Below are 24834 nucleotides of genomic sequence, written 5' to 3' on the forward strand. Positions count from 1 at the left end.
AGGGAATGGGCGATGGCGTCAGCGAGGCACGCGATGCGCCGCGATCCGATGCTCTGCCTCATCGAGGTCGATGCGGCCTTCGGCGACACCGACGACGAGGTCGAAGGCCACATCGGTCGTGAAGTTGTGCACGTACCCATTGATCCAGAGGAAGGAAACCATGAGCGTCCATCCGCTGCGCTTGTTGCCGTCGAAGAAGGGCTGGTTCTTCACCACACTTTCCAGTAGCGCGGCGGCCTTCCGATCCAGCGACGGGTACGCGTCCGCGCCGAAAACCGTCGTGGCAGGGCGTGCGAGCGCCGACGCCAGGAGGCCGTGATCCCGGACATGGAATCCGAATTCCTGCGCGACGAGAAGCGCGTCGTCGAGGGTCACATACTCCGTCATGCGTCTTCCAACCGTTGCAACAGCTCGGCGTCGTGGGTACGCACGAAGTCGATCGCTCCGCGGATCTCGCCCCGTCGTCCGCTGCGCGCGACGATCGCCTCCGCGGCTTGAATGAGCAGGGCATGCTTAGAGATGTGCTGTTCCGCCGCCAGGGTTTCGAGCTTGCGGTCGAGGTCTTCGGGCAGTCGCAGTGTCATGGCCATACCAAAATGGTATTGCCACCGATTCGATACCACAAGGCTCGCGGCCCGCGCTCAGAGAATCCCCGCTCCTAGAATCGAGGCGTGACCGACTTCCCCGTCCGCATCCGCCCGGAGATCGCCGCCCTGCCCGCCTATAAGCAGGGCCGGCAGGCCGGGGCCGAGGCGTTCAAGCTCTCCAGCAACGAGAACCCCTTCGACCCGCTGCCGGGGGTGGTCGAGGCCGTCAGCGCCGCCGGCGCGTTCAACCGGTACCCCGACGCGTCGTCGCCGCGCCTGCGCGCGCGGCTCGCGGAGCGGTACGGCGTCGCCGACGACGCGGTGCACGTCGCCGCCGGATCGGTGTCGATCCTGTACCAGCTCGCCCAGGCCACGAGCGGCCCCGGCGACGAGATCCTCTTCTCGTGGCGCTCGTTCGAGGCCTACCCCGGACTCGCCACGGTCGCCGGCGCGAGGGCGGCCACGGTGCCCAACGACGCCGCAGGCGGTCATGACCTCGATGCGATGGCGGATGCCGTCACCGACCGGACGCGCATGATCATCGTCTGCAGTCCGAACAATCCGACCGGTCCCGTCGTCACGCAGGACGCGTTCGACGCGTTCCTCGCCCGCGTGCCGGGCGATGTGCTCGTGGTCCTCGACGAGGCCTACGCCGAGTTCGTCACGCAACCCGGCGCCGTCGACGGCCGCCGTGTGGTCGCGACGGGGCACCCGAACGTCGTCGTGCTGCGCACCTTCTCCAAGGCGTACGGCCTCGCGGGGCTGCGTGTCGGATACGCCGTGGGCGACCCCCGCATCCTGTCCGCCGCCCGCACCACCGGCATCCCGCTGTCGGTGACGGCGGCCGCCGAGGAGGCGGCGCTGGCGAGCCTGGATGCCGAGGACGAGCTCCTGGAGCGCGTCGGCGTCATCGCGCAGCGCCGCGACCGGCTGGCCGCGCGGCTGCGCGAGGCCGGCTGGGACGTCCCGGAGGCGCAGGGCAACTTCGTGTGGCTGCCCGCCGGCGACCGCGCGCTCGAGGTGGCCGCCGCGTTCGAGGCGCAGGACCTCATCGTGCGTCCCTTCGCCGGTGACGGCGTGCGCATCACGGTGGGCGAGGAGGAGTCCCTCGACCGGGTCGTCGACGTCGCGGCATCCGTCGCCCCGCGCTGACGCGCTGCGCCTGCCCCGCCCCTGTCGCGCACCGCCCCTGTCGCGTGAGACGCGGTCTCTGCACCGAGACCGACTCTGTGCACCGGTGTCTCGGTGCAGGAACGGTGTCTCGCGGCTGGAGCGGTGGGGATGGGTGCGGTGGGCGCCGCCGGTCGCGGCCGGCCGCCGCCGGGCGACGGATGCCGGTTGTCGGCCGGCTACGGAGGATTCCGGCATCCGTTGTCCCGCTCATGCAGAGCCGCGCATGTGATCGGGTCTAGCGTGGGAGGATGACCCCGCCTGACGACCCGGCACTCGTGCGCGTCCTGGCCTCCGACGGGACGTTCGCTCCCACCCCCGAAGCCGAGCGCTACCTGCCGCTCATCGACGCGCTCGCCGACAGCGATCTCGAGATGTTCTACCGCGACATGGTGATGGTGCGCGCCTTCGACCAGCAGGCGACGAACCTGCAGCGACAGGGACAGCTCGCGCTGTGGCCGCCGTCCCTCGGGCAGGAGGCCGCGCAGGTCGGATCGGTGCGCGCCGCCCGCGCGCAGGACCACATCTTCCCGTCGTACCGCGAGCACGTCGTCGCGACGACGCGCGGCGTCGACCCGATCGACATCATCCGTGTGATGCGCGGCCTCACGCACGGCGGCTGGGATCCGACGGACCCCCGCAACGGCAACGTGCACATCTACACGCTCGTGCTCGGGTCGCAGACCCTGCACGCGACGGGATACGGCATGGGGCTCGTGTTCGACAAGCGCTGCGGCACGGGCGACCCCCAGCGCGACGAGGCCGTCATCGTCTACTACGGCGACGGCGCATCGAGCCAGGGCGACGTGCACGAGGCGATGGTCTTCGCGAACACGTACCGCACGCCGCAGGTGTTCTTTCTGCAGAACAACCAGTGGGCGATCTCGGTGCCGGTCGCGACCCAGTCGCGGGGCCCGCTGTACCGCCGCGGCGCGGGCTACGGCATGCCGTCCGCCCTTGTCGACGGCAACGACGTGCTCGCCAGCTACGCCGTCAGCAAGCTCGCGCTCGACGAGGCGCGCGCCGGCGGCGGCCCGCAGGCGATCGAGGCGATGACCTACCGCCTGGGCGCCCACACCACGAGCGATGACCCCACGAAGTACCGCACCACCGACGAGGAGCAGTCGTGGGTGCGCCGCGATCCCATCGCCCGCATGCGCGCGTACCTCGAGGGACGGGGAGCCGCGGCATCCTTCTTCACCGAGGTGGATGCCGAGGCGCAGGCCTACGCCGACGACGTGCGCGTGCGCACGAACGCGCTCGGCGGACTCAAGCCCGACGCGATGTTCGCGCACGTGTACAGCGAGGCGCACTCGCTGATCGAGGAGCAGCAGCGCTGGCTTACGGAGTACGAGGCCTCGTTCGAGGGAGGTGCGGCATGACGGAGTCGATGGCGCTCGCGAAGGCGCTCACGGCGGGCATGCGCGCCGCGATGGCCGCCGACGACCACGTCGTGCTGATGGGTGAGGACATCGGCAAGCTCGGCGGCGTCTTCCGCGTGACCGAGGGGCTGCAGGCCGAGTTCGGCGAGCAGCGCGTGATCGACAGCCCGCTCGCCGAGTCGGGCCTCGTCGGCACCGCGATCGGTCTCGCGCTGGCCGGCTTCCGCCCGGTCGTGGAGATCCAGTTCGACGGGTTCGTCTTCCCGGCGTTCGACCAGATCACGACGCAGCTGGCGAAGCTGACGAACCGGCTCGAGGGCGCAGCATCCCTCCCCGTCGTGATCCGCATCCCGTACGGCGGGCACATCGGCGCGATCGAGCACCACCAGGAGAGCCCCGAGGCATACTTCGCGCACACCCCGGGCCTGCGGGTGGTGTCGCCGTCGACCCCGAACGACGCGTACTGGATGATCCAGGACGCTATTCGCTCGCCCGACCCGGTGATCTTCCTCGAGCCGAAGGCGAAGTACTGGCTGAAGGGCGAGGTCGACACCGCCGAGCGTGCGCTGCCGCTGCACGCGTCGCGCGTCGTCCGCCGCGGCACCGACGTGACCCTCGTCGGCCACGGCGCCATGGTCACGACGCTCCTGCAGGCGGCCGCGCTCGCCGAGAGTGAGGGGACCTCGTGCGAGGTCGTCGACGTGCGCTCGCTGTCGCCGATCGACTACGGACCGATCCTCGACTCGGTGCGGCGCACGGGTCGCATGGTCTACGCGCAGGAGGCGCCGGGCAACGTCTCGGTGGGCTCGGAGGTCGCCGCGACCGTCATGGAGCGGGCGTTCTTCGCGCTGGAGGCGCCCGTCCTGCGCGTGTCGGGCTTCGACGTGCCGTTCCCGCCCGCCAAGCTCGAGGGCACGTACCTGCCCGATGCCGACCGCATTCTCGAGGCCGTGGACCGCGCCCTCGCCTACTGACCGGGAGTCTCCATGAGCACGCAGACCTTCCACCTGCCCGACGTCGGCGAGGGACTGACCGAGGCCGAGATCGTCCAGTGGCGCGTCGCGCCGGGCGATGCCGTCGCCGTCAACGACGTGCTGGTCGAGATCGAGACCGCCAAGTCGCTCGTCGAGCTGCCGTCGCCGTTCGCCGGCACCGTCGGCGAGCTCCTCGCGCCCGAGGGCGAGACCGTCACCGTCGGCGCGCCGATCATCACGATCGCCGGTGCCGCCAGTGAGCCGGATGCCGCCGCGGGCCGTTCCGACCACGGAGAGCCGGCCGCGGCATCCGTCGAGGGGGAGGGGGCCGTGCTCGTCGGGTACGGCACCGGCGCGGGCGCGACGTCGCGGCGGAAGCGCCCCGCGGAGCGCACCGAGACCGTCCGCGCGTCGGTCGGGGTCGTCGCCAAGCCCCCCGTCCGCAAACTCGCGCGCGACCTGGGCGTGACGCTCGCCGACGTGTCGCCGTCGGGACCGGCCGGGGAGGTGACCCGCGACGACGTCGTGCGCCACGCCGAGCAGGCCAGCGTCTTCCGCAACATCGCGACGCCTGACGCCCCCGCCGAGCGGGAGCGGACGATCGCGGTGGCGCCGGCATCCGCCCCCGCTGCGTCGGCTCCGCCGGCGGTCGCCGGACGCGAGGAGGCGATCCCGGTCAAGGGGGTGCGCAAGGCCACGGCATCCGGCATGGTGCGCTCGGCCTACACCGCGCCGCACGTGTCGGTGTGGACCGACGTCGACGCGACGCGCACGATGGAGCTCGTCAAGCGCCTGAAGGCATCGCCCGACTTCGCCGACATCAAGGTCTCGCCGCTGCTGATCATGGCGCGCGCCGTCATCTGGGCCGTCCGCCGTACGCCCATGGTCGGCGCGGCGTGGGTCGACAAGGAGGACGGCTCGGCCGAGATCCGCGTGCGCAACTACGTCAACCTCGGCATCGCCGCGGCGACGCCGCGCGGGCTGCTCGTCCCGAACATCAAGGACGCCCAGGACCTGTCGATGCGCGAGCTCGCGCGCGCCCTCGAGAAGCTCACGCTCACGGCGCGCGAAGGCCGCACGACGCCCGCCGACCAGCAGGGCGGCACGATCACGATCACAAACATCGGCGTCTTCGGGATGGATGCCGGGACCCCGATCATCAACCCGGGCGAGTCCGGGATCGTCGCGATGGGTACGATCCGGCAGAAGCCCTGGGTCGTCGACGGCGAGGTGCGCCCGCGCTTCGTCACGACGGTGTCGGGGTCGTTCGACCACCGCGTCATCGACGGCGACGGCATGAGCCGCTTCATCGCCGACATCGCCTCGATCCTCGAGGAGCCGGCGCTGCTGCTCGACTGATATGGGCGGGCGCGACCGGCGGGTACTCTCGGGCCATGACGAGTCGCCGCGTGAGCGCCCCCGTGATCGCCCCGGGCGAGAAGCCCAAGGGGCCGGCGTCGTACTTCCCGAGCATCGAGAAGACCTACGGCAGGCCGGTGCAGGACTGGATCGACATCGTGGTCGAGCGCCTCGACGACGGCGCCGCGCACATGGCGGTGGTGGACGCGCTCAAGACCGAGCACGGCCTCGGGCACGGCCACGCCAACGCGATCGTCGCGTACGTCCGCGCCCAGCTCGCGGACTGACGCGGCACGCCCGCGCGCCCCGGCGGGCGCGTGCGTCAGCCCGCGGTCAGGTGCTCGATGAGGATCTGCGTGCCGATGCCGATCAGCACGAGCCCGCCGAGGATCTCCGCCGGGCGGCGGAAGCGCGTGCCGATCCGGTAGCCCACGAACACCGCCACGAACGACAGGGCGAAGGTCACGAGGCCGATGGCCGCCACGGCGACGCCGACGTTGACGTCGAGGAACGCGAACGAGACGCCCACCGCGAGCGCGTCGATGCTCGTCGCGACCGCGAGCAGCACGACCTCGCGCACCGTGAACGCCTCGGTGTCGTGTACGTGCTCCGGATGCTGCGCGTCCGCCGGCGCGTCGGGGGTCAGCGCCTCCCACAGCATCTTGCCGCCGACGAGGGCGAGTAGGCCGAACGAGATCCAGTGGTCGAACGGCGCGATCGCCTCCGCGAACGCCGACCCGAGCAGCCATCCGAGGAGCGGCATGATCGCCTGCGCCAGGCCGAACGCCGCGCCGAAGACGAGCGCCGTGCGCAGCACGTGCGCGCGCAGCTGCAGGCCCTTGCCGAGGGCGACCGCGAACGCGTCGGCGGACAGGCCGAGGGCGAGCAGGACGAGGGTCCAGGGGGTCATCGGCGCTCCGAAACCGTCAGGGGAATCGGCGCCGGCGCCGGGGGGACTCCTCTACTTTCGCGGCGAGACCACGCTGGATTCAAGCCAAGCGCACGATTGTCAGCATTTCGGGTCTCCGAAGCGGAGTGTTGTTCCTGGACTGAGTTTCGCAGGTCAGTCCAGGAACAACGTGCTCACTGGCTCTGCAGTACGGCCCATCCGATCAGGGCGTCGAGTCGGCGCACATCGACGCCCTTGGCCAGCTTGACCTTGATGTGGCCGGCCCTCGTCCACAGTTCGAGCTCGGAGTTCCAATCGAGGGTGCCGGCATTCTCGCTTGACCACATGTTGATCGCGGAGTACGGCAGCGAATATATCTCGACCTTCTTCCCGGTCATCCCCTGTGCGTCGCGCACGATGAGGCGTTTGGTCGTGAAGATTGCTGAATCGCGGAAGGTGGCGAATGCGGCGACGGCGTTCTCGCCCTGCAGCAGCAGGGTCGAGACATCCGCCGGAATCGGGATCTCACGCTGAAGTGTCCACGTGAGGATGGCGCCAGTTTCCATGGTTGTTCCTTTCGGTGATTACCGAGGTGTCAATAGCCGACGGCGGCGGTGCCGAACTCTGCCTGCTCGGGCGTGAACCCCTCGTAGATCAATTGGTCGATAAGTCCTTGGCGTGAGAAGGACGTGTAGTCGAGGTAGGACTGAGCCGACAGCGCCGCCTGCTGGTTCCAGTCAGGAGCAAGGTGATCGACGGCGAACTCAGCATCAGCGGTTGCGTACCCCTCGTACTCGAGTTGGCCGATCAGCCCGGAGCGCGAGAAGGCTGTGTAGTCGAGGTACTGCGATGCGGACCGCACGGCGTTCTGCTGCGAGAGAGTGAGCTCGGGCGCTGCGGGCGCAGGCGCGACGGCCTGGACGGGCGGAGCTACGGTGGCCGTGGCTTCAGGGGTCGTGGCGGGCTCGGTCTCCACAACGGCCGTCTCGTCGTCGGCCGCCTCTTCGACGACGGTCGTCGAAGACGCCGGTGCAGGCAGGCTACTGGGAGACGCCTTCGGCGAGACCGCTCCGATGATGAGTCCCAGCGCCACCAGCGCGCCTGTCACGATCCACGCGATCTTCTTGTGCTGGTCGTAACCGACCAGCCCGCGACCCCAGCGGTCCTTCTGCGAACCCGTGAGAGTGAGGATCAGGTCGACCAGCCACCAGATCCCGGCCCCACCCAGGGTGATCAACTTCAGGATGCCGGTGCCGACTTTGCCGAGGTAGAAACGGTCGACACCGATCACTCCGAGGAAGTAGGAGAGAAGCCAGGTCGTCAAGAAGCTCTTGCCCTGTCCGGCCGGCGCAGTAGATCCGGCGAGGGCCGCAGGCGCGCCCATAAGGGCTGTTGGAGCTCCGGCATACGGCGGCGGGGTCGGCCCGGCGTGTGGCGGGGGCGTCGGCCCGAGGGGAGGTGGGGTCGGCCCCGCGGGGGGAGGGGTCGGGCCCGCGTAAGGCGGTACGGGACCTTGCGGGTGAGGCGGGGGAACGGGGACGTCGGACATGTGGACTCCTGTGGTGCCAAGCGAATTATGAGAAACCTCTCATCTTTCTCACGGTACCGCGGTGCGCCGACATCACCCTGCTGAGGTCAAGTGACGTTTCAGATCGGCTCCGGATCGTCCTGCCGCGTCCAGGCGATCCCGATGAGCCGCCGGAGCACCTCCTCATCGATGTCCGCGAGCTTCTTGACGTAGACGCACCCTGTGCCCTCGGTGTAGCGGCCGAGCTCGGGCAGCAGTTCCGCGCCCTCGGGCACGTCCTTCAGCCCGTACAGCGACAACTGCGCCTTCCGCGGCGAGAAACCCGTCTTCGGCCAGTCGCCCCGTCGACGCGGGTCGGAGGGGGAGACGTAACGGTAACTGCCGTACCCCACGATCGACGGACCCCACATCACCGGATCGGCACCGGTCGCCTCGCGAAAGATCTCGGCAAGCCGGATGCCGTCGTCCCGCCGCACCGCGGGTGCCACGGCATCGAGGAACGCGTCCACATCGGCATCCGTCGGCACGGTCTTCGGCTCGCTCATGCGCCCCATTATCGTCAGGGCGTCAGACGTCTCGTCGATTTGAGAACGATTATCAATAGACGTAAGCTTGTGGTCATGCCTCGCAAGAACCTCGTCTCCGCCGCGCTCGCCGCGGCATCCGTCCTCGCCCTCGCCGGCTGCGCCGGTGCCACCCCCGGCTCGAGCGGCTCATCCGCCGCGGCGGACGGCAAGGTCCAGGTCGTCGCGTCGACCAACGTCTACGGCGACATCGCAACGGCGATCGGCGGTGACCGGGTCGACGTGACGTCGATCATCAGCTCGACGGCGCAGGACCCGCACTCCTACGAGGCGTCGGCGAAGGACCAGCTCACGATCTCCCGCGCCGGACTCATCATCGAGAACGGCGGCGGCTACGACAGCTTCATGGACAGCCTCATCGACGCGACCGGCACCGAGGCCCCCGTCATCACCGCCGTCGAGTTCTCGCACGACTACCCCGGCGCCGAGGCGCACAGCGACGACGACCATGACCACGGCGACGAGACCGACGCGGCCACCCCGACGGACGACCACGATCACGAGGGCCACGACCACATCGAGGGCTTCAATGAGCACGTCTGGTACGACCCCCACACCATCGCCCACGTCGCCGAGGAGATCGCGCACGAGCTCGGCGAGATCGACGCCGCGGGCGCCGCGACGTACGAGCAGAACTACGCCACCTTCGCCGCTGGCATCGACGACCTCGAGGCGAGCCTCGCGGACATCGCGGCTGCCCACACCGGACAGAAGGTCTTCGTGACCGAGCCCGTCCCGCTGTACCTGATCGCCGCGGCGGGGCTCGAGAACGCGACCCCGCCGGCCTTCAGCGAAGCCGTCGAAGAGGGCCAGGACGTGCCCCCCGCGACCCTGCTCGAGGCGCTGAACATCCTGAAATCGGGCGACGTGAGCACGGTCATCATCAACGCGCAGACCGGCGGTGCCGAGACGACGCAGGTGACGGATGCCGCGAAGGCCGCGGGCATCCCGGTGCTCGAGTTCACCGAGCTCGTCCCGGAGGGGGACACCTACCTCACCTGGATGGCGCAGAACATCAGCGATCTCGCCGGTACGCTGACCCGGTGACCGCCGCAACAGCCGACCCGCAGGACGCGCCCGCGCCGCTGACGATCAGCGGCGCGGCGCTGCGCCGCGGCGACCGCGAGCTGTGGGCGGGGCTCGACCTCGAGGTCGCCCCCGGAGAGCTCATCGCGGTCCTCGGCCCGTCCGGGTCGGGCAAGACGACCCTGCTGCGCGCGATCCTCGGCCTTGAACCGCTGAGCGCCGGATCGATCACGGCACTCGGCGCACCGGTGCACCATCGCGGCAACCGCCGCATCGGATACCTGCCCCAAGCCCGCCCGCTGCCGCGCGAGACCGCGATGCGGGGGCGCGACCTCGTCGCGCTCGGCGTCGACGGGCACCGGTTCGGCCTGCCCCTGCCGCGCCGCCGCGACCGGCAGCGCGTCGAGGAGCTCATCGAGGCCGTCGGCGCCCGCAGCTTCGCCGATCAGCCGGTGGGCGTGCTCTCCGGCGGCGAGCAGCAGCGACTGCGCGTCGGCCAGGCCCTCGCCGACGACCCGCGTCTGCTGCTGTGCGACGAGCCGCTCACGAGCCTCGACCTCGCCAACCAGCAGGCCGTCGTCCGGCTCATCGACGATCACCGCAAGACCGGCGCCGCGGTGCTCCTGGTGACCCACGACATCAACCCGGTGCTCGGCAAGGTCGACCGCATCCTGTACATCGCGAACGGACGCTTCACCCTCGGCACGCCCAAGGACGTCCTCACCTCGCCCGTGCTCACCGACCTCTACGGCGCCCCCGTCTTCGTGCTGCGCGCCGGCGACCGGCTCGTGGTCGTCGGAGCTCCGGATGCCGAGGCCTCCCACCACCATCACGATCACGAGGCCCACGCGTGAACTGGTCAGACATCGGAGACGCGATGTTCGGCGGACTCGCCGACTACGGCGACATCCTCGCGCTCGTCTCGAACTCGATCTGGGCCGGCGCCGTGCTGGGACTCGTCGGCGGTCTCATCGGCGTCTTCGTCATGCAGCGTGACATGGCGTTCGCGGTCCACGGCATCAGCGAGCTGTCGTTCGCCGGCGCCGCGGCAGCCCTGCTCGTCGGAGCGGACGTCGTCACCGGCTCGATCGTCGGCTCGCTGATCGCCGCCGGCCTCATCGGCTGGCTCGGCGCCCGCGCGCGCGACCGCAACTCGATCATCGGTGTGCTCATGCCGTTCGGCCTCGGCCTCGGCATCCTGTTCCTCTCCCTCTACGACGGCCGCAGCGCCAACCGATTCGGCCTGCTCACCGGGCAGATCGTCTCGGTGCAGAATGCGCAGCTAGGTTGGCTGATCGGGATCTCCGCGTTCGTCCTCATCGCGCTGCTGCTCATCTGGCGGCCGTTGCGGTTCGACTCGCTCGACCCGCAGTCCGCCGCCGCGCGGGGCGTGCCAACAGTCGCGGTGTCGCTCGGGTTCATGCTGCTGCTCGGGCTCGTCGTCGCCGTCGCGGTCCACATCATCGGCGCGCTTCTCGTGATGGCGCTCGTCGTGACCCCCGCCGCCGCCGCGACGCGGGTCACGTCCGGTCCCGTCGCGGTGCCCGTCCTGTCCGCGGTGTTCGGCATCGTCGCCGCGGTCGGCGGCATTCTCCTCGCCGTCATGGGGACCCTGCCGGTGAGCCCCTACATCACGACGATCTCGTTCGCGATCTACCTCGTTTGCCGCCTCATCGGCAACCGTCGCGGTGCCGTCACGCGGGCGCGATGACCGCGCCGTCCCGCGGGCGCCGCACCCAGCCGCCTCCAAGAGCCCGCGAGTAGACTCCCCGGCATGGCTCAGCGCAACACCTGGCAACGCGACCGCGTGCGTGAGGCGCTGACCGACGCACCCGGCTTCGTCAGCGCGCAGACGCTTCACGCGACCCTTCGCGGCGAGAACACCGGCATCGGACTGGCGACCGTCTACCGGGCGCTCGCCACCCTCGCCGCCAGCGGCGAGGCCGACCAGCTGCAGAGCCCCGACGGCGAGGCCATCTACCGCGCGTGCTCCACCGCCGGACACCACCACCACCTCATCTGCCGCTCGTGCGGCCTCGCCGTCGAGATCGAGGCGCACGAGGTCGAAGCGTGGGCGCAGCGCACCGCCGCCGCGCACGGCTTCACTCAGGCCGAGCACGTCGTGGACATCTTCGGACTCTGCGCGAACTGCGCCGCGGCGTCGTGAGCCGCATCGACGCGCCGCGCGCCGCGTCGCGGAGGGGGCGTCCGAGCGCTGTGCCGACGGATGCCGGGCGCTCGGTCGGCCGCACCGCCACCCTCGTGGGGCTCGGCGTCGTCGTCGTCGGGGTCCTCGTCGCGCTGGCGCTGATGAACCCCGGGCCGTCGCTGCCGACGCGGCTGCAGGACGGCCTGACGCTGTCGATCAGCGTGCTGATCGAATCGCTGCCGTTCGTCGTGCTCGGCGTGCTGCTGTCGATCGTCGTGCAGGTGTGGGTGCCCCCGGGCGTGATCGAGCGCTGGATGCCGCGCGCGGCATGGGCACGCCGCGCCGTGCTGTCTCTGCTCGGCATGCTGATCCCGGTGTGCGAGTGCGGCAACGTCCCGTTCGCCCGCGGCCTCATGATGCGGGGGTTCGGCGTCTCCGAGACGATGACCTTCCTCATCGCCGCACCCATCGTCAACCCGATCGTCATCATCACGACGCACCAGGCGTTCGGCTTCGACGACGGCATCCTCATCGCGCGGCTCCTCGGCGGCTACGCCGTGGCGAACCTCATCGGATGGCTGTACAGCCGGCATCCCGACCCCGACGCCCTCCTCACCGACCGCTTCCGCGACAGCTGCGCGGTCTCGCTGGAGGCCGGGCACGACCGCGCCGGTCGTGGACAGCGCAGCCTCGCCCAGTTCGTCGTGGAGCTACGGGCGGTCATGCCCGCCCTCGTCATCGGATCGGCGCTCGCCGGCGCCGTGCAGGTGCTCGTCCCGCGCGACGCGCTGCTGGCGATCGGTTCCAACCCGGCGCTGTCGATCATCGCGATGATCGCGCTCGCCATGATCGTCTCGATCTGCTCGAACGTCGACGCGTTCTTCGCGCTGTCGTTCGCCTCGACCTTCACGCCCGGATCGATCGTCGCCTTCCTGCTGGTCGGTCCCCTCGTGGACGTCAAGATGCTGGCGCTGCTGCGCACGACCTTCCGCACCCGCGTGCTCGCGGGCCTCGTCGTGATCGTCGTGCTGTTCGCCATCGCCGTCGGATCGGTGGTGAACCTCCTTGCGTAGCCTCATCGGGTCGCGCCTGCTGGGCGTGGGACTCGCGGCGGGCCTCGCCGCCGTCACCCTCGCGCTCTGGCTGACCGGGCAGCTCGGCCTCTACATCAACCCGGAATCGTCGTGGTTCGCGGTGTCGATGGCGATCGTCGCGCTCGCCGGCGCCGCAGCGAGCTTCGCCCCGCCGCGGGGCGCGGAGAACGACCACGGGCATGACCACGGGCACGAGCCGGCGGCCGGCGCACCCGGTTCATCCGACGCAAATGGTGGTCACCGCGCCGCGGACGCGCATTCTGCGCCGGATGAGCAGCGGGGTCAGCTCCGTCGCGCGGATGCCGCGTCGCCCCGATCCCGTCCGCACCACCACCACCACGGGCCCGGCGTGCTGGGAACCGCGGCGACGGTGACCGGCGGCATCCTCGCCACGGGGATCGTCGCGGTCATCGTGCTGACGCCGCCGGCGACCCTGTCGGCCGAGCTCGCCATGCAACGCGACACCGGCGCACCCCCCCTGTTCCAGGGCGCCGACACCGTCGCGCTCGCGGCAACCGGCGACACCGCGTCGTTCGGCGTCGGGGAGTGGGCGAGCGTCTTCGCGACGGCGACCAATCCCGAGGCGTTCGACGGCGACGAGATCACCCTCACCGGATTCGTCACCCCCGGCGACGAGGGGTTCTCGCTCACGCGCCTGGTCATCACGCACTGCGTCATCGACGCTCAGCCCGCGAGCCTGCCGATCGCCGCGGACGGCACCGCGCCCGGCACCGGCACGTGGGTCACCGTCACCGGCACGATCCGCGACGCGGACGGGCGCTTGCAGGTGCAGGCCTCGGACGTGACGGTCATCGATCAGCCCAAGGACCCGTATGAGTACTGAGGTCCGCACCCGCCGCGAGCAGGCGCGGCGGCGACGCTCGCGCGCGTTCATCGGGGCCTTCGGCCTCGTCGTCGCGGTGCTCGGCGTCGTCGGTCTCGCCGGGGCGGCCGTCACGACGGCGCAGGGTCCGCGCGTCACGCACGTCAGCGTCGACCCGGATGCCGCCATCAGCGCCGCCGGATCCCGCATGATCTTCACGACGACGCAGTCCCTGGCCGACGTCGATCCGGCGCAGGTGACCGTGACCCCCGCGGCGGACTTCACCGTCGACACGTCGGGTCGCAGCGTCGGCGTGCGCTTCACCCAGCCGCTGTGGGACGACACCGCGTACACCGTGACGATCGACGGCCTCACCGGCGTCGGCGGGGGACCCGCGGCATCCGTCCGGGAGTCGTTCACCACCCCGCCGCTGCAGTTCTTTCTGCTGCAGCGCGGCGGCGACGGCGACACCATCTTCCGCACCGATCTCGCGGGAGACGCGGCCATCCCGGTCTACACGAACGCGCACATCGAGGACTTCCGCGCGACGGCGAGCCACCTCGTGGTCGCCACGCTCGGCGACGACGGCGACTCGCACCTGATCGTCACCGACCTCGACGGTCAGGACGAGCGGGAGCTGCCGCTGCCGGGCGCGGGCACCGTCACCAACCTGCAGAGCGCCGACAAGGGCGACCTCATCGGCTACACGTTCACCGACGCCGCCGTCGGCACCGCCGGCGCCCGGGAGGCGCTGCTGTTCACGGCGTCGCTCACCGCCGCCCAGCAGGACGCCGAGCCCACCCCGGTGCTCCGCACCGGCGGGGAGTCGCGGGTGGATGACTGGCGGTTCGTGCCCGGCACGGACAGCATCCTCATGCTCACCTACGACGGCGCGCTGACGCTCGTCTCGCCTTCGGGCGGGGCGCCGGTCGCGCTCGGCAACGCGGTGTCGATCGACGGCATCGCGCGCGGGTCGGCGACAGCGGTCGTCGAGCGGGTCGACGGGCCGGTCGCGGTCGACCTCGCGACCGCGCAGGAGACGCCGCTGCCGGCCACCGATCCCGCCCTGGGCCAGGTCAACGCGACCGTCCCGCTCGTCGGCGGCGACACGCTGCGCGTGCTGGCGGTGGTCGACGGATTCACCGTCACGTCGACGACCGTCAACGTCGTCGACGGCACCGGGGCGGCGCGACCGGTGTTCTCGATCGACCCGACCGACGTGCTGCTGCAGTCGTGCGTGTCGCCGAGCGGCCGCTACGCCGCCTTCCTCATCGTGCCGGATGCCGTCTCGAACCCGTACGACGGCTACCAGCTGCCCCTCCCCGAGCGCGTGCAGACACACGTGGTCTCCCTCGCCGACGGCGACGAGGTCGTGGCCCTGAGCGGCTTCGACATCTCGTGGTGCCAGACCCCGCCGCGCGGATGAGCGGCCTCGCGCCCGCGACCCGCGAGGAGCTCGCCGGGTTGCCCGTCGAGGTGGCCCCGCGCCTGCTGGGCGGCGTGTTGCAGGTCACCGTGGCGGGGGCCACCGTCGCGGTGCGCCTCACCGAGGTCGAGGCCTACCACGGCGCGGGCACCGGCCCCGTCGCCGATCCCGGTTCCCACGCGCGCATGGGGCGGACCGCCCGCAACGCCACGATGTGGGGCGAGCCGGGGCACCTGTACGTGTACCTCAGCCACGGCATCCACTCGTGCGTCAACGTCGTGTGCGGTGCCGAGGGGTCCGCGGGGGGAGTCCTGCTGCGCGGCGGTGAGGTCGTCGAGGGGGAGGATGCCGCGTTCTCGCGCCGTCCGGCCGCGCGCAGCGCCCGCGACCTCGCCCGCGGACCCGGCCGGCTCGGCGACGCGGTGGGCCTGCGGCATCCGGTCCACGACGGCATCGACGCCGTCGCGGGGACGCCACAGGCCGGCGCCGTCGCGCGGTTGTGGCTGCCGGCATCCGTCCGCGACGACATCGCCACCGGCCCCCGCGTGGGGGTCGCCGGCGTGGCGGGGACGGCGGCATACCCGTGGCGGTTCTGGATCGCCGGTGACCCCACGGTGTCGGCGTTCCGGTGGGGGCGGGGCGCGGCGGCGCTCTGACGGCGCCGCCTCGGCGCGTGCCTAATCTTCGAGGATCAGGCGCCGGACGGCGCGGAGCATCCACGCCCGGTAGCGCGTCATCGACCATTTCGCGTCGACGACGAGCTGGGTGTAGCTCTCCGGTGAGATGAGGAACGACAGCTCGTCGGCGAGTTCGGCGTCGGGCCGCGCACTGTGGCAGAGGCCCTTCGATCGGTACTCGCGGATCGAACTGAGCATGTCGAAGCGGCGGTTGTGCTGCAGCTGCTCGAGGCGACGGCCCACCTCGGCATCGCCGGCGGCGGCGTCGAGGATCCGGGGCCAGAGGCGGGCGACCCGCGCGTTCGCCTCGGCCACGAACCCGAGGTGGAACGTGAGCATCTCCTCTCCCGGTGCTGAGCCTCGGGATCGTCCCGCTGGGGCTGCGCAGCCGCGACACGGCGCCGTTCGCCCTCGGCATCCCGCCTCTGAGTGGGCCGCTCGGACGCCTGCGTAACAGCCTCCTCATCTGGACCACCGACCGGCTCGTGTTCGCCGATCTGCAACGCGATGCCGCGCGCATTGCGCGGGAGGCCACCGGGCACGAGCTGTCGACGCCGGCGATGAACTACCCGGCGCTCGCCGACGCCGTCGTCCAGTTCAGCGTGCCCGAGTTCGAGTACCCGCGCTCCGACCTCACGACGCCGGTGCACTTCGTCGGCCCTGCGTCGCTCGCCTCGGCATCCCCCGACCTGGCCGTGCCGGACTGGTGGGGCGACCTCGACGGGTCGCGCCCGGTCGTCCATGTGACGCAGGGAACGGTGGCCAACACATCGCTCGACGATCTCGTGCTGCCGAAACTCCGAGCCCTCGCCGACCGTGACGTTCTCGTCGTCGCCTCGACGGGTGGCCGCGACCTGCCGGCGGCGATCCCGGCCAACGCCCGCGTCGCGCCCTATCTGCCCTACGACCGGCTCTTCCCGCACCTGTCGGCCTTCGTCACCAACGGCGGGTGCGGCGGCGTGCACTACGCACTCGCCCACGGCGTGCCCATCGTCGCCACCGGCAATACCGAAGACAAGTCGGAGGTGTCGGCCCGGGTTGCGTGGAGCGGCGCCGGGTTGCGGCTGCGACCGCGAAAGGGCGCCGGCGGGCGCATCGACGAGCGCGCGATCGTCGGGGCGGTCGACCGCCTGCTGGCGGAGCCGTCGTTCCGCGCGCACGCCGCCCGCATCGGGGCGCCGGTGACGGCAGCGCCCGGGCCCGCCGGCATCGAGGCGGTGCTGCGGGCGGCGACCTGCTGCTGCCCGGAGACGACGGCTGGGACGACGCCCGCCGGGCGTGGCAGCTCACCGTCGACCAGAACCCGACGGCCGTCGCCATTCCGGCCGACGTCGACGACGTCGCCATCGTCGTGACCGCCGCGCGCCGGTTCGGGTTGCGCGTCGCACCGCAGTCGACGGGACACGCGGCCGGTGCGCTGCGGTCTCTCGACGACACGATCCTGCTCCGGACGTCGCGGCTGCGCGACGTCGACATCGATCCGGCGGTGGGGACCGCCCGGGTCGGCTCCGGAGCGGTATGGGGGGGACGTCGCTGCCGCGGCGGCCATGCACGACCTCGCCGCGGTCGCAGGCATGGCCGCCTCGGTGGGCGTCTGGGCGGGAGGGCTGATGTGGCCGCTCGACCGGGCAGCGGATGTCGTTCATGCCTGGCATGCATGGATCGGTGCCGTGCCCGATACGGTCACCTCCCTCGTCCGCGTGCTGCGCTTCCCGCCGCTTCCCGACCTGCCCGAGGCGATGCGGGGGCAGCAGTTCGTCGCCGTCGAGGCGGCGGTGCACGCCGATGCCGAGGAGGTCGCCGCCCTGCTCGCACCGCTGCGCGCCCTCGCGCCGACCGTCGACTCCATGCGCCCCATGCCGCCGGCCGAGCTCGCCACCGTCCACGGCGACCCGCCGCAGCCGTCGCCGGCTTTCGGCGAGAGCGTGCTGCTGGCGGAGCTGTCCGAGGCCGCCGTCGCCGGTTTCCTCGACGCGGCGCTCGCTCCGGCATCCGGCGCCCTGCTGTCGGTCGAACTGCGACACCTCGGCGGTGCGCTCACGCCCGACGTTCCCGGCGACGGCCTGGCGTTCGCCGTCGGGATCGTGCCGGTGCCCGAGGCGGCGCCGGAGGTAGCCGCTGCCGCGATGGCGTTCGCCCGCGTGCTCGACCCGTATGCGGCGCCGCGAGCGTTGAAGAACTTCACCGAGCGTCCTGGCGACCCGGAGAGGATCTACGGCTCCGACCTCGCGCGGCTGCGGACGATCGTCGCCGCGTGGGACCCGGAGCAGGTGATCGCCGCAGGCCACCCCGTGCTAGACTGACTCTTTGTCTGCGCGCACTCCAGCGCGTGGTTCGTGCCCATTCCCTCTCGAACGGCCGCAATCGGCCTGCCGGAGCGTGGGTGCAGACAAGGGATCTTGGGTGGGGCCGTCCGGCCGCACGGTACTAAGGAGACATCACTATGGCAGCAGTGTGCCAGGTGACTGGAGCAGTTCCCGGCTTCGGTCACAACATCTCGCACTCGCACCGCCGGACGAAGCGCCGCTTCGACCCGAACGTGCAGAAGAAGACCTACTTCGTTCCTTCGCTCGGTCGCAAGATCACGTTGAACGTGTCGGCCAAGGGCATCAAGGTCATTGACGCCCGCGGCATCGAGTCGGTCGTGAAGGACCTCATCGCGAAGGGTGTGAAGCTCTAATGGCGAAGAAGGCTCAGGACGTCCGTCCGATCATCAAGCTCCGTTCGACCGCCGGCACGGGGTACACCTACGTGACGCGTAAGAACCGTCGCAACAACCCCGACCGCATCGTGCTGAAGAAGTACGACCCGGTGATCCGCAAGCACGTCGAATTCCGAGAGGAGCGCTGATCTCATGGCCAAGAAGAGCAAGATCGCGCGCAACAAGCAGCGCGAGGAGGTCGTCGCCCGTTACGCCGAGAAGCGTGCCGAGCTGAAGAAGACCCTCGTCGACCCGAACGCCACCGACGAGGCCCGCGAGGCCGCCCGCGTCGGCCTGCAGAAGCTGCCCCGCAACGCGTCGCCCGTGCGCCTGCGTGGCCGCGACGCCATCGACGGTCGCCCCCGCGGCTACCTGTCGAAGTTCGGCATCTCGCGCGTCCGTTTCCGCGACATGGCGCACAAGGGCGAGCTGCCCGGTGTGACCAAGTCGAGCTGGTAAGCCCCTCGCAATCACAGTGAAGGCCTGGACCTCCTCTCGGAGGTCCGGGCCTTCGGCGTTCACAGCAGCCACACGCGTCCCAATCTGAGGGCGACACGCCGGGGAAGATGACGTGTAACGACCGGAAATCCGCGGATTTCCGCGGTTCGTGGGTATATTCGGGGGCGGTCCCACCGACCAACCCGGGTGCACCGCATCCGGTCCGATCTCACTGAAGGCGGCAGAAGCTGCCGTCTGGAGGACAACCCCATGGCTATCACCAAGACCGAACTCGTCGCCAGCATCGCCAGCGCCACCGGCGAGAGCCAGGCCACCGTCGGCCGCGTCGTCGACGGCCTGTTCTCGGCCGTCTCCGAGGCCGTCGCCAAGGGCGAGAAGGTCACGATCCCCGGCTTCCTCTCGTTCGAGCCGGTCGCCACGGCCGCTCGCACCGGCCGCAACCCGCAGACCGGCGAGGAGATCAAGATCGCCGCGGGCAAGCGCGTCAAGGTGACCGCCGGCTCGAAGCTCAAGGCTGCGGTCAAGTAACTCCGCCCGCAACGCCGCAGAAGGGGGATGCCGCGAAGCATCCCCCTTCTGCATGTCCAGGGGCTGAGACCCCGCGACCATACCTAGCCCGCCGCGCCCCGCGCCCCGCGCGCGGCCTGCGGCCAGCGCGAGGGCCGCTGCGGCCCGCGTAGGCTGGATGGGTGTCCACCCGCAGCCTCCGCTACGGCGGTCCGGCGATCCTCGTCGTGGCCGCGCTCGCGGCACTGATCGCGGGACTCGCCTACGGCGGCGGCGCGGCGCCCCTGCTGCTGCTCGACCCGGGACCCATCGTCCGCTGGGGTCTTCCGGTGGCCACGCTGGCGGTCAACCTCTCGGCGGCCACGATGCTCGGCGCGCTCGTGCTGGCGCTGTTCGCGCTGCGCGCGGGAGAGCGTCCCTTCGACACGGCGCTCGACACGGCATCCGTCGGCGCCGCGGTGTTCACCGTCGCGAGCGGAGCGACGGCGTTTCTCACGTTCCTGAGCGTCATCCCCTCGGCCCCGAACGCCGGAGCGGAGTTCGGCGGACAGCTCGGCCGGTTCCTCGTCGACACCGAGCTCGGCCGCGCCTGGTCGCTCACGACCATCGCCGGCGCCGCCCTCACCGTGCTGACCTTCGCCGTCCGCGGCTGGACGTCGACCCTCATCGTGGCGGTGCTGGCGGCGGCATCCCTCGTCCCCATCGCGACGCAGGGGCACTCCGGCGAGGAGTCGGGCCACAACACCGCCGTCGTCTCCCTGGCGCTGCACATCATCGCCGCGGCGGTGTGGCTCGGCGGCGTGCTGCTGCTGGTCGTGCTGCGCCCGCAACTCGACCGCGTGGCGCTCTCGCACGTCCTGACGCGGTACTCCAGCATCGCCCTGGCCGCGTTCGTCGTCGTGGCGCTGTCGGGCGTCGCGCGCGCCGCGGTGGGCCTGCTGACGTGGGAGAACCTGCTCTCGCCGTACGGGGCGATCCTCGCCGTGAAGGTCGTCGCCCTGCTCGCGATCGGTGCGCTCGGCGCCCGGTACCGGCGCGGCCTCATCGGACGCATCGGCGCCGACGACGAGAAGGCGACGGATGCCGCGACCCGCCGCTTCTGGGGCCTCATCGCGCTCGAGCTGGCGTTCATGGGCATCGCGTCCGGGGCTGCGGTGGCGCTGTCGCGCACGCCGCCTCCGGTGGACACGACGATCGTCGATCAGACACCCGCCATCATCCTCACCGGCTCCCCGCTGCCGCCGGAGCTCACGATCACCGAGTGGCTCACCCGCTGGGACATCGACCTGCTGTGGGCGTTCGCGGTGGGCTTCGGCCTGTTCTTCTACCTCGCGGGCGTCTGGCGGCTGCACCGCCGCGGCGACCGGTGGCCGCTCTACCGTACGATCCTCTGGGTCTGCGGCATGCTCCTGCTGCTGTGGGTGACGAGCGGCCCGATCAACGCGTACCAGGACTACCTGTTCAGCATCCACATGGTCGGGCACATGCTGCTGTCCATGGCGATCCCGATGCTGCTCGTGTTCGGGGCGCCGGTGACCCTGGCATCCCGCGCCATCGCCAAGCGCGACGACGGCACGCGCGGCGGCCGGGAGTGGATCCTGTGGGCCGTGCACACCCCGTTCGCGCGCGTCATCACCCACCCCCTGTTCGCAGCGGCGATGTTCATCGGGTCGCTGTGGGCCTTCTATTACACCGACCTGTTCCGGTGGACCCTGTACGACCACCTCGGGCACGAGTGGATGGTGGCGCACTTCCTCATCTCGGGATACCTGTTCGTGCAGTCACTCGTCGGCATCGACCCGGTGCCGCTGCGTTACCCGTATCCGTTCCGGCTGCTGACCCTCATCGGCGTCATGGCGATGCACGCGTTCTTCGGCATCGCGATCATGATGTCGACGGGGCTCTTCGTCGCGGAGTGGTTCGGATCCATGGGGCGCACGTGGGGCGACCCGCCGCTCGTGGATCAGTACACCGGCGGCGGCATCGCGTGGTCGATCGGGGAGATCCCGACGCTCATCCTCGCGATCACGGTGGCGATCCAGTGGAGCCGGTCGGATGACCGCGCCCAGCGCCGCAGCGACCGGCACGCCGACCGCACCGGCGACGCCGAGCTCGAGGAGTACAACGCCCGCCTCGCCGCCCTCGCCGAGCGCGACGCCCGCGCCACCCGCTGAAGCCGTCGCCGACGGATGCCGGGCGTCGGGCGCTCGCTCGCAGGTCAGTCGGTGGGGGACACCGCGATGGACGCGGTGCCGTCGGGGAGCATCGTGATCGTCCCGGCGAGGACGAACGGGACGTCCTCGTCCACGTGACGGATCGAGCCGTCGAAGATCGACTGGATGTCCACGACGACGTGCGCGACGGCCTCGGTGCGGCCGATGGCCCAGTTCGCGCCGTCGGGGGAGAGCACCACGGTCGGCTGCTGCACGATCGACCACACCGGCGGCTCGACGATGCGGTTGCGCACCTCGAGTCCGAACGGGCAGCCGGTGGGCTTCAGCACCTGCTGCGTCGCGCAATCGGTGAGGAACGACTCCACCTGCTCCTGCACGACCCGGGTGAACTCGGCCGTGGGCTCGGTCTGGATGTCGACGGGGATGTCCGCCTGCGGCGTGTCGGACAGGACCGCGACGCCGGGGCTCGCCGAGACGGCGGTGTCGACCGAGATCGAGTAGAGGCCGGGGGAGAAGACCAGCAGCGGCACCGGGTCCAGCGGATCGGCGTCCACGCCCTCGGCGGAGACCTGCCGTGTGTCGATGGCGAACCCGTTGACCGAGAACGCCGTCGCTCCGCGCAGCGTCAGGTCGACGACCGCGAGCGGGCTCTGCGCGAACCGCCACGTAGGGGCGAGGCCCACCCAGCCCGAGCGCTCCACCTGGAACGTCGTGGTGCCGGGGTGCCCGCCCGCGGTATAGGTGACGGTGACGTAGACGAGGTCGCCGCGCTCCTCCTCGCCCACGGCGGCGACGTCGGTGAGGGGCGCGAGGGCGGCGCGGCGCAGCAGCGCCTCGCTCGCCGTGATGGGAAGGCCCGCGGCGTCGAGGTCGGCGGAGTCGATCGGCACGCCCGGGACGGCGAGAGCGTCGGCGGCGCGGCCCTGGCCGAGCAGGTCGAGGTAGCGGGTGACGAAGGCCGACGGGCTGTACAGGTCCTGGTACGCCACGGCCGTCGTGGCGCCGATCGCCCCGAGCAGCAGCACGCCGACGACGGCGAGGGCGGTGAGGTCGAACGCCAGGCGCCCGCGCCGGCGACGCGGTCGGCGCGCCTCGGGAACGGGCTCTGCGGCAGGCGCGCGCGTCGCGGCATCCGCCCGCACCGGCACCGCCGCATCCACCCCGTCCACAGGCTCAGTCTAGGAAACGGATGCTGATAGCTAGCATGTTGCGGTGAGCATCCCCGACCTGTCACCCGAGCAGGAGGAGCTGTTCCGCCTCATCGAGGACACCCGCGAGCACGTGTTCGTGACGGGCCGCGCCGGCACCGGCAAGTCGACTTTGCTGCAGCACCTGGCCTGGAACACCGACAAGCAGATCGCGGTCTGCGCGCCGACGGGCGTGGCGGCGCTGAACGTCGAGGGGCAGACGATCCACTCGCTGTTCCGGCTGCCGATCGGGCTCATCGCCGACAGCGAGCTGGAGCAGTCCGAGCCCGCGCGGCGCATCATGAACGCGATCGACACCCTCGTCATCGACGAGATCTCGATGGTCAACGCCGACCTGATGGACGCGATCGACCGCTCGCTGCGGCAGGCGCGTCGCCGCCGAGCGGAGCCCTTCGGCGGCGTGCAGATCGTCATGTTCGGCGACCCGTACCAGTTGTCGCCGGTGCCGCCGCGGGGCGACGAGCTGCGCTACATCCGCGACCACTACCGCTCGTTCTGGTTCTTCGACGCGCAGGTGTGGGCGGGGCCCTCGACGGACGGGTCGGCGATCCGCTCCGACGGGCTCCTCGACCTCGGGCGGGTCGGGGCGCCGCTGCACATCCGCGAGCTGCGCGAGATCCATCGGCAGGCGGATGCCGGGTTCAAAGCGATGCTCAACGCGGTCCGCCATGGTGTCGTCACAGCGGAGATCGCGGGGCAGCTGAACGCGGCCGGGGCGCGCCCGGTGCCGGAGCCGTCGGACGGCGAGCCGCCGATCATCACGCTCGCGACGCGCAACGACATCGTCAACCGCATCAATCAACGGCACCTGGAGGCTCTGCCCGGTCCGGTGCAGACGGCCCGCGCCGAGATCAGCGGCGACTTCGGGCGCGGCGAGGCCTATCCCGCCGACACCGACCTGCAGCTGAAGGTCGGCGCGCAGGTGATGTTCCTGCGCAACGACCTCGGCGGCGCCCGCGCCGACGGCCCCCGCTGGGTGAACGGGTCGATCGGCACCGTCACCCGCATCGCGGGCGGCACGGTGCGCGTCGACCTCGACGGGGAGGACGTCGAGGTCGAGCCGACGGTGTGGGAGAAATACCGGTACGCGTACGACCCGGCATCCCGCAAGCTCACGCGCGACATCGTCGCGGAGTTCACGCAGTTCCCGCTGCGGCTGGCGTGGGCGGTGACGATCCACAAGTCGCAGGGCAAGACCTACGACCGCGCGATCATCGACCTCGGGTCGGGGGCGTTCGCCCCCGGGCAGACCTACGTCGCGCTCTCCCGGTTGACCTCGCTCGACGGGCTCTACCTGTCGCGGCCGCTGCGGCCGAGCGACATCCTCGTCGACGCCGACGTCCGCCGGTTCATGGCCGGCGTCCGCGCCGCGGGATTCTGACGGCGACCCGCGCGACCCGCGCCGGTCAGGCGGTAGCGGTCGCGGTGGCGGATGCCGCGGCCTTCGCCGCGGCGAGGTCCACGAACAGGTCGGTGTTGAACTGGTACGCCACGAGGACCTCGTCGATCACACGCCCGCGCTCGGCGGCATCCCACGGCACGGCGTCCAGCTGCTCCCGGTAGACGTCCTTGAACGCGGCGGGGTCGGCGATCTCGGCGAAGAGGTAGAACCCGATGCCGTTCGTCTCGAATCCGAACTGGCGGGCCATGAGCTTGCCGATGAACTGGCCGCCGGAGAGGTCGCCGAGGTAGCGCGTGTAGTGGTGGGCGACGAAGCCGCCCGGCCAGTCGGCGCTGACCTCGTCGATGCGGGCGACGTAGCGCTCGGTGGTCGGCAGCGGCTCGATGCGCTCACGCCAGTCGTCGCCGATGAGGAACGCGAGGTCGGCCTCGATCGCGGGCAGGCGCGTCAGCTTGTCGCTGATGAACGGCGCGGCGATCGGGTCGAGGCGCATGTGCTCGGCCGCGCGCTCCAGCGCGTCGTAGATGAACCAGTGCTGCGCGACGAGGGCGACGTAGTCGTCGCGGGTGCCCTTGCCGCGCATGAGGTCGGACATGAAGCCGGCGTGCTCGCTGCCGGAGTGGGCGTTGCGGGAGCGCTCGCGCAGGGCGGTGGAGAACGGGATCAGCTCGGTCACGTCCATCAGTGTAGCTGAAACTAAGGCTCAACTAACCTG

Annotated in this window: 30 protein-coding genes and 1 pseudogene; 22 read left to right on the plus strand and 9 right to left on the minus strand. The window is 71.0% G+C overall.

All coding sequences use genetic code 11. The features are described from left to right. Positions 1–18: 18 nt before the first annotated feature. Together JOD60_RS02995 and JOD60_RS03000 are read right to left on the minus strand one after the other, a co-directional pair. A complete protein-coding gene (locus tag JOD60_RS02995) occupies positions 19–375 on the minus strand; it encodes a type II toxin-antitoxin system death-on-curing family toxin (protein WP_372430788.1) in 357 nt (118 codons plus the stop codon). 8 nt (positions 376–383) lie between these two features. Further along, positions 384–590: a ribbon-helix-helix domain-containing protein gene (locus tag JOD60_RS03000; RefSeq protein WP_232321674.1), complete on the minus strand. Its 207-nt coding sequence runs from the start codon at positions 588–590 to the stop codon at positions 384–386. An 81-nt stretch (positions 591–671) separates the two neighbouring features. On the opposite strand from JOD60_RS03000, the gene JOD60_RS03005 reads away from it, so the two are divergent. From JOD60_RS03005 to JOD60_RS03025, 5 genes are all read left to right on the plus strand, one after another. Then, positions 672–1739: a histidinol-phosphate transaminase gene (locus tag JOD60_RS03005; RefSeq protein WP_076688431.1), complete on the plus strand. Its 1068-nt coding sequence runs from the start codon at positions 672–674 to the stop codon at positions 1737–1739. 269 nt (positions 1740–2008) lie between these two features. After that, positions 2009–3139: a thiamine pyrophosphate-dependent enzyme gene (locus JOD60_RS03010; protein WP_076688433.1), complete on the plus strand. Its 1131-nt coding sequence runs from the start codon at positions 2009–2011 to the stop codon at positions 3137–3139. Further along, entirely contained in the window at positions 3136–4113 is a 978-nt protein-coding gene (locus JOD60_RS03015) for an alpha-ketoacid dehydrogenase subunit beta (RefSeq protein ID WP_076688435.1), read from the plus strand. Before JOD60_RS03010 ends, JOD60_RS03015 begins: the two co-directional genes overlap by 4 nt. 12 nt (positions 4114–4125) lie before the next feature. Next, positions 4126–5472, plus strand: coding sequence for a dihydrolipoamide acetyltransferase family protein (locus JOD60_RS03020; RefSeq protein ID WP_076688437.1), 1347 nt, complete (start codon positions 4126–4128; stop codon positions 5470–5472). A gap of 35 nt (positions 5473–5507) precedes the next feature. Further along, positions 5508–5759, plus strand: a complete 252-nt coding sequence (locus JOD60_RS03025) for a DUF4287 domain-containing protein (RefSeq protein WP_076688439.1) — start codon at positions 5508–5510, stop codon at positions 5757–5759. 35 nt (positions 5760–5794) lie between these two features. Here JOD60_RS03025 and JOD60_RS03030 read toward each other — a convergent pair whose 3' ends face one another. The 4 genes from JOD60_RS03030 to JOD60_RS03045 form a co-directional block, all read right to left on the minus strand. Continuing rightward, positions 5795–6382 carry a manganese efflux pump MntP gene (locus JOD60_RS03030; protein WP_076688441.1) on the minus strand — a complete coding sequence of 196 codons (588 nt, stop codon included), beginning with the start codon at positions 6380–6382 and terminating at the stop codon, positions 5795–5797. A 173-nt stretch (positions 6383–6555) separates the two neighbouring features. Next, positions 6556–6927 (minus strand): PH domain-containing protein, encoded by a 372-nt coding sequence (locus JOD60_RS03035; RefSeq protein WP_076688443.1) that lies wholly within the window; start codon positions 6925–6927, stop codon positions 6556–6558. Between the two features lie 29 nt (positions 6928–6956). Next, on the minus strand, positions 6957–7745 hold the full coding sequence (locus JOD60_RS03040) for an Ltp family lipoprotein (RefSeq protein ID WP_084201862.1): 789 nt from the start codon (positions 7743–7745) through the stop codon (positions 6957–6959). A 263-nt stretch (positions 7746–8008) separates the two neighbouring features. Continuing rightward, a complete protein-coding gene (locus tag JOD60_RS03045) occupies positions 8009–8434 on the minus strand; it encodes a DUF1801 domain-containing protein (RefSeq protein ID WP_076688447.1) in 426 nt (141 codons plus the stop codon). Between the two features lie 75 nt (positions 8435–8509). Between JOD60_RS03045 and JOD60_RS03050 the strand changes: the two genes are divergently transcribed. The 8 genes from JOD60_RS03050 to JOD60_RS03085 all read left to right on the plus strand — a co-directional run bounded on the left by JOD60_RS03050 (position 8510) and on the right by JOD60_RS03085 (position 15647). After that, a complete protein-coding gene (locus JOD60_RS03050; RefSeq protein WP_076692022.1) occupies positions 8510–9520 on the plus strand; it encodes a metal ABC transporter solute-binding protein, Zn/Mn family in 1011 nt (336 codons plus the stop codon). Continuing rightward, positions 9517–10353 carry a metal ABC transporter ATP-binding protein gene (locus JOD60_RS03055; protein WP_076688449.1) on the plus strand — a complete coding sequence of 279 codons (837 nt, stop codon included), beginning with the start codon at positions 9517–9519 and terminating at the stop codon, positions 10351–10353. Before JOD60_RS03050 ends, JOD60_RS03055 begins: the two co-directional genes overlap by 4 nt. Beyond that, positions 10350–11210 carry a metal ABC transporter permease gene (locus tag JOD60_RS03060; RefSeq protein ID WP_076688451.1) on the plus strand — a complete coding sequence of 287 codons (861 nt, stop codon included), beginning with the start codon at positions 10350–10352 and terminating at the stop codon, positions 11208–11210. The genes JOD60_RS03055 and JOD60_RS03060 overlap by 4 nt, the downstream gene beginning before the upstream one ends. A 63-nt stretch (positions 11211–11273) precedes the next feature. After that, entirely contained in the window at positions 11274–11666 is a 393-nt protein-coding gene (locus tag JOD60_RS03065; RefSeq protein ID WP_076688453.1) for a Fur family transcriptional regulator, read from the plus strand. 143 nt (positions 11667–11809) lie between these two features. Beyond that, positions 11810–12721 (plus strand): permease, encoded by a 912-nt coding sequence (locus tag JOD60_RS03070; RefSeq protein WP_084202117.1) that lies wholly within the window; start codon positions 11810–11812, stop codon positions 12719–12721. Further along, complete coding sequence (locus tag JOD60_RS03075; RefSeq protein ID WP_084201863.1) at positions 12714–13586, plus strand: TIGR03943 family putative permease subunit; 873 nt, start codon at positions 12714–12716, stop codon at positions 13584–13586. The genes JOD60_RS03070 and JOD60_RS03075 overlap by 8 nt, the downstream gene beginning before the upstream one ends. Further along, positions 13576–14991, plus strand: coding sequence for a hypothetical protein (locus JOD60_RS03080; RefSeq protein ID WP_076688457.1), 1416 nt, complete (start codon positions 13576–13578; stop codon positions 14989–14991). Before JOD60_RS03075 ends, JOD60_RS03080 begins: the two co-directional genes overlap by 11 nt. After that, positions 14988–15647: a DNA-3-methyladenine glycosylase gene (locus tag JOD60_RS03085; protein ID WP_076692024.1), complete on the plus strand. Its 660-nt coding sequence runs from the start codon at positions 14988–14990 to the stop codon at positions 15645–15647. Before JOD60_RS03080 ends, JOD60_RS03085 begins: the two co-directional genes overlap by 4 nt. Positions 15648–15668: 21 nt before the next feature. Here the strand turns inward: JOD60_RS03085 and JOD60_RS03090 are convergent, their stop codons facing one another. Next, positions 15669–16007, minus strand: a complete 339-nt coding sequence (locus tag JOD60_RS03090) for a hypothetical protein (protein ID WP_076688459.1) — start codon at positions 16005–16007, stop codon at positions 15669–15671. 11 nt (positions 16008–16018) lie between these two features. Between JOD60_RS03090 and JOD60_RS03095 the strand changes: the two genes are divergently transcribed. From JOD60_RS03095 to JOD60_RS03125, 8 genes and pseudogenes are all read left to right on the plus strand, one after another. Further along, positions 16019–17023 carry a glycosyltransferase gene (locus JOD60_RS03095; protein ID WP_076688460.1) on the plus strand — a complete coding sequence of 335 codons (1005 nt, stop codon included), beginning with the start codon at positions 16019–16021 and terminating at the stop codon, positions 17021–17023. Beyond that, positions 17020–17133: pseudogene (locus tag JOD60_RS17285) on the plus strand (hypothetical protein); the annotation flags it as partial. The gene JOD60_RS03095 and the pseudogene JOD60_RS17285, both read left to right, overlap by 4 nt. Before the next feature lie 82 nt (positions 17134–17215). Further along, positions 17216–17971, plus strand: a complete 756-nt coding sequence (locus JOD60_RS03100; RefSeq protein WP_076688463.1) for a hypothetical protein — start codon at positions 17216–17218, stop codon at positions 17969–17971. 140 nt (positions 17972–18111) lie between these two features. Next, positions 18112–18348 (plus strand): 50S ribosomal protein L28, encoded by a 237-nt coding sequence (rpmB, locus tag JOD60_RS03105; protein ID WP_055987914.1) that lies wholly within the window; start codon positions 18112–18114, stop codon positions 18346–18348. Then, complete coding sequence (gene rpmG / locus JOD60_RS03110) at positions 18348–18518, plus strand: 50S ribosomal protein L33 (protein WP_005051772.1); 171 nt, start codon at positions 18348–18350, stop codon at positions 18516–18518. Before rpmB ends, rpmG begins: the two co-directional genes overlap by 1 nt. 4 nt (positions 18519–18522) lie before the next feature. After that, positions 18523–18828, plus strand: coding sequence for a 30S ribosomal protein S14 (gene rpsN, locus JOD60_RS03115; RefSeq protein WP_076688465.1), 306 nt, complete (start codon positions 18523–18525; stop codon positions 18826–18828). 249 nt (positions 18829–19077) lie between these two features. Beyond that, complete coding sequence (locus JOD60_RS03120) at positions 19078–19356, plus strand: HU family DNA-binding protein (RefSeq protein ID WP_076688467.1); 279 nt, start codon at positions 19078–19080, stop codon at positions 19354–19356. A 161-nt stretch (positions 19357–19517) separates the two neighbouring features. Beyond that, on the plus strand, positions 19518–21509 hold the full coding sequence (locus JOD60_RS03125) for a bifunctional copper resistance protein CopD/cytochrome c oxidase assembly protein (RefSeq protein ID WP_076688469.1): 1992 nt from the start codon (positions 19518–19520) through the stop codon (positions 21507–21509). A 44-nt stretch (positions 21510–21553) separates the two neighbouring features. Here JOD60_RS03125 and JOD60_RS03130 read toward each other — a convergent pair whose 3' ends face one another. Beyond that, entirely contained in the window at positions 21554–22678 is a 1125-nt protein-coding gene (locus JOD60_RS03130; RefSeq protein ID WP_372430789.1) for a hypothetical protein, read from the minus strand. A 43-nt stretch (positions 22679–22721) separates the two neighbouring features. On the opposite strand from JOD60_RS03130, the gene JOD60_RS03135 reads away from it, so the two are divergent. Further along, on the plus strand, positions 22722–24098 hold the full coding sequence (locus JOD60_RS03135; protein WP_076688471.1) for an ATP-dependent DNA helicase: 1377 nt from the start codon (positions 22722–22724) through the stop codon (positions 24096–24098). A gap of 25 nt (positions 24099–24123) precedes the next feature. Here JOD60_RS03135 and JOD60_RS16600 read toward each other — a convergent pair whose 3' ends face one another. Continuing rightward, on the minus strand, positions 24124–24795 hold the full coding sequence (locus JOD60_RS16600; protein ID WP_084202118.1) for a biliverdin-producing heme oxygenase: 672 nt from the start codon (positions 24793–24795) through the stop codon (positions 24124–24126). Positions 24796–24834 lie beyond the last annotated feature (39 nt).

Source organism: Microbacterium aurum, from assembly GCF_016907815.1.
Taxonomy (GTDB): domain Bacteria; phylum Actinomycetota; class Actinomycetes; order Actinomycetales; family Microbacteriaceae; genus Microbacterium; species Microbacterium aurum.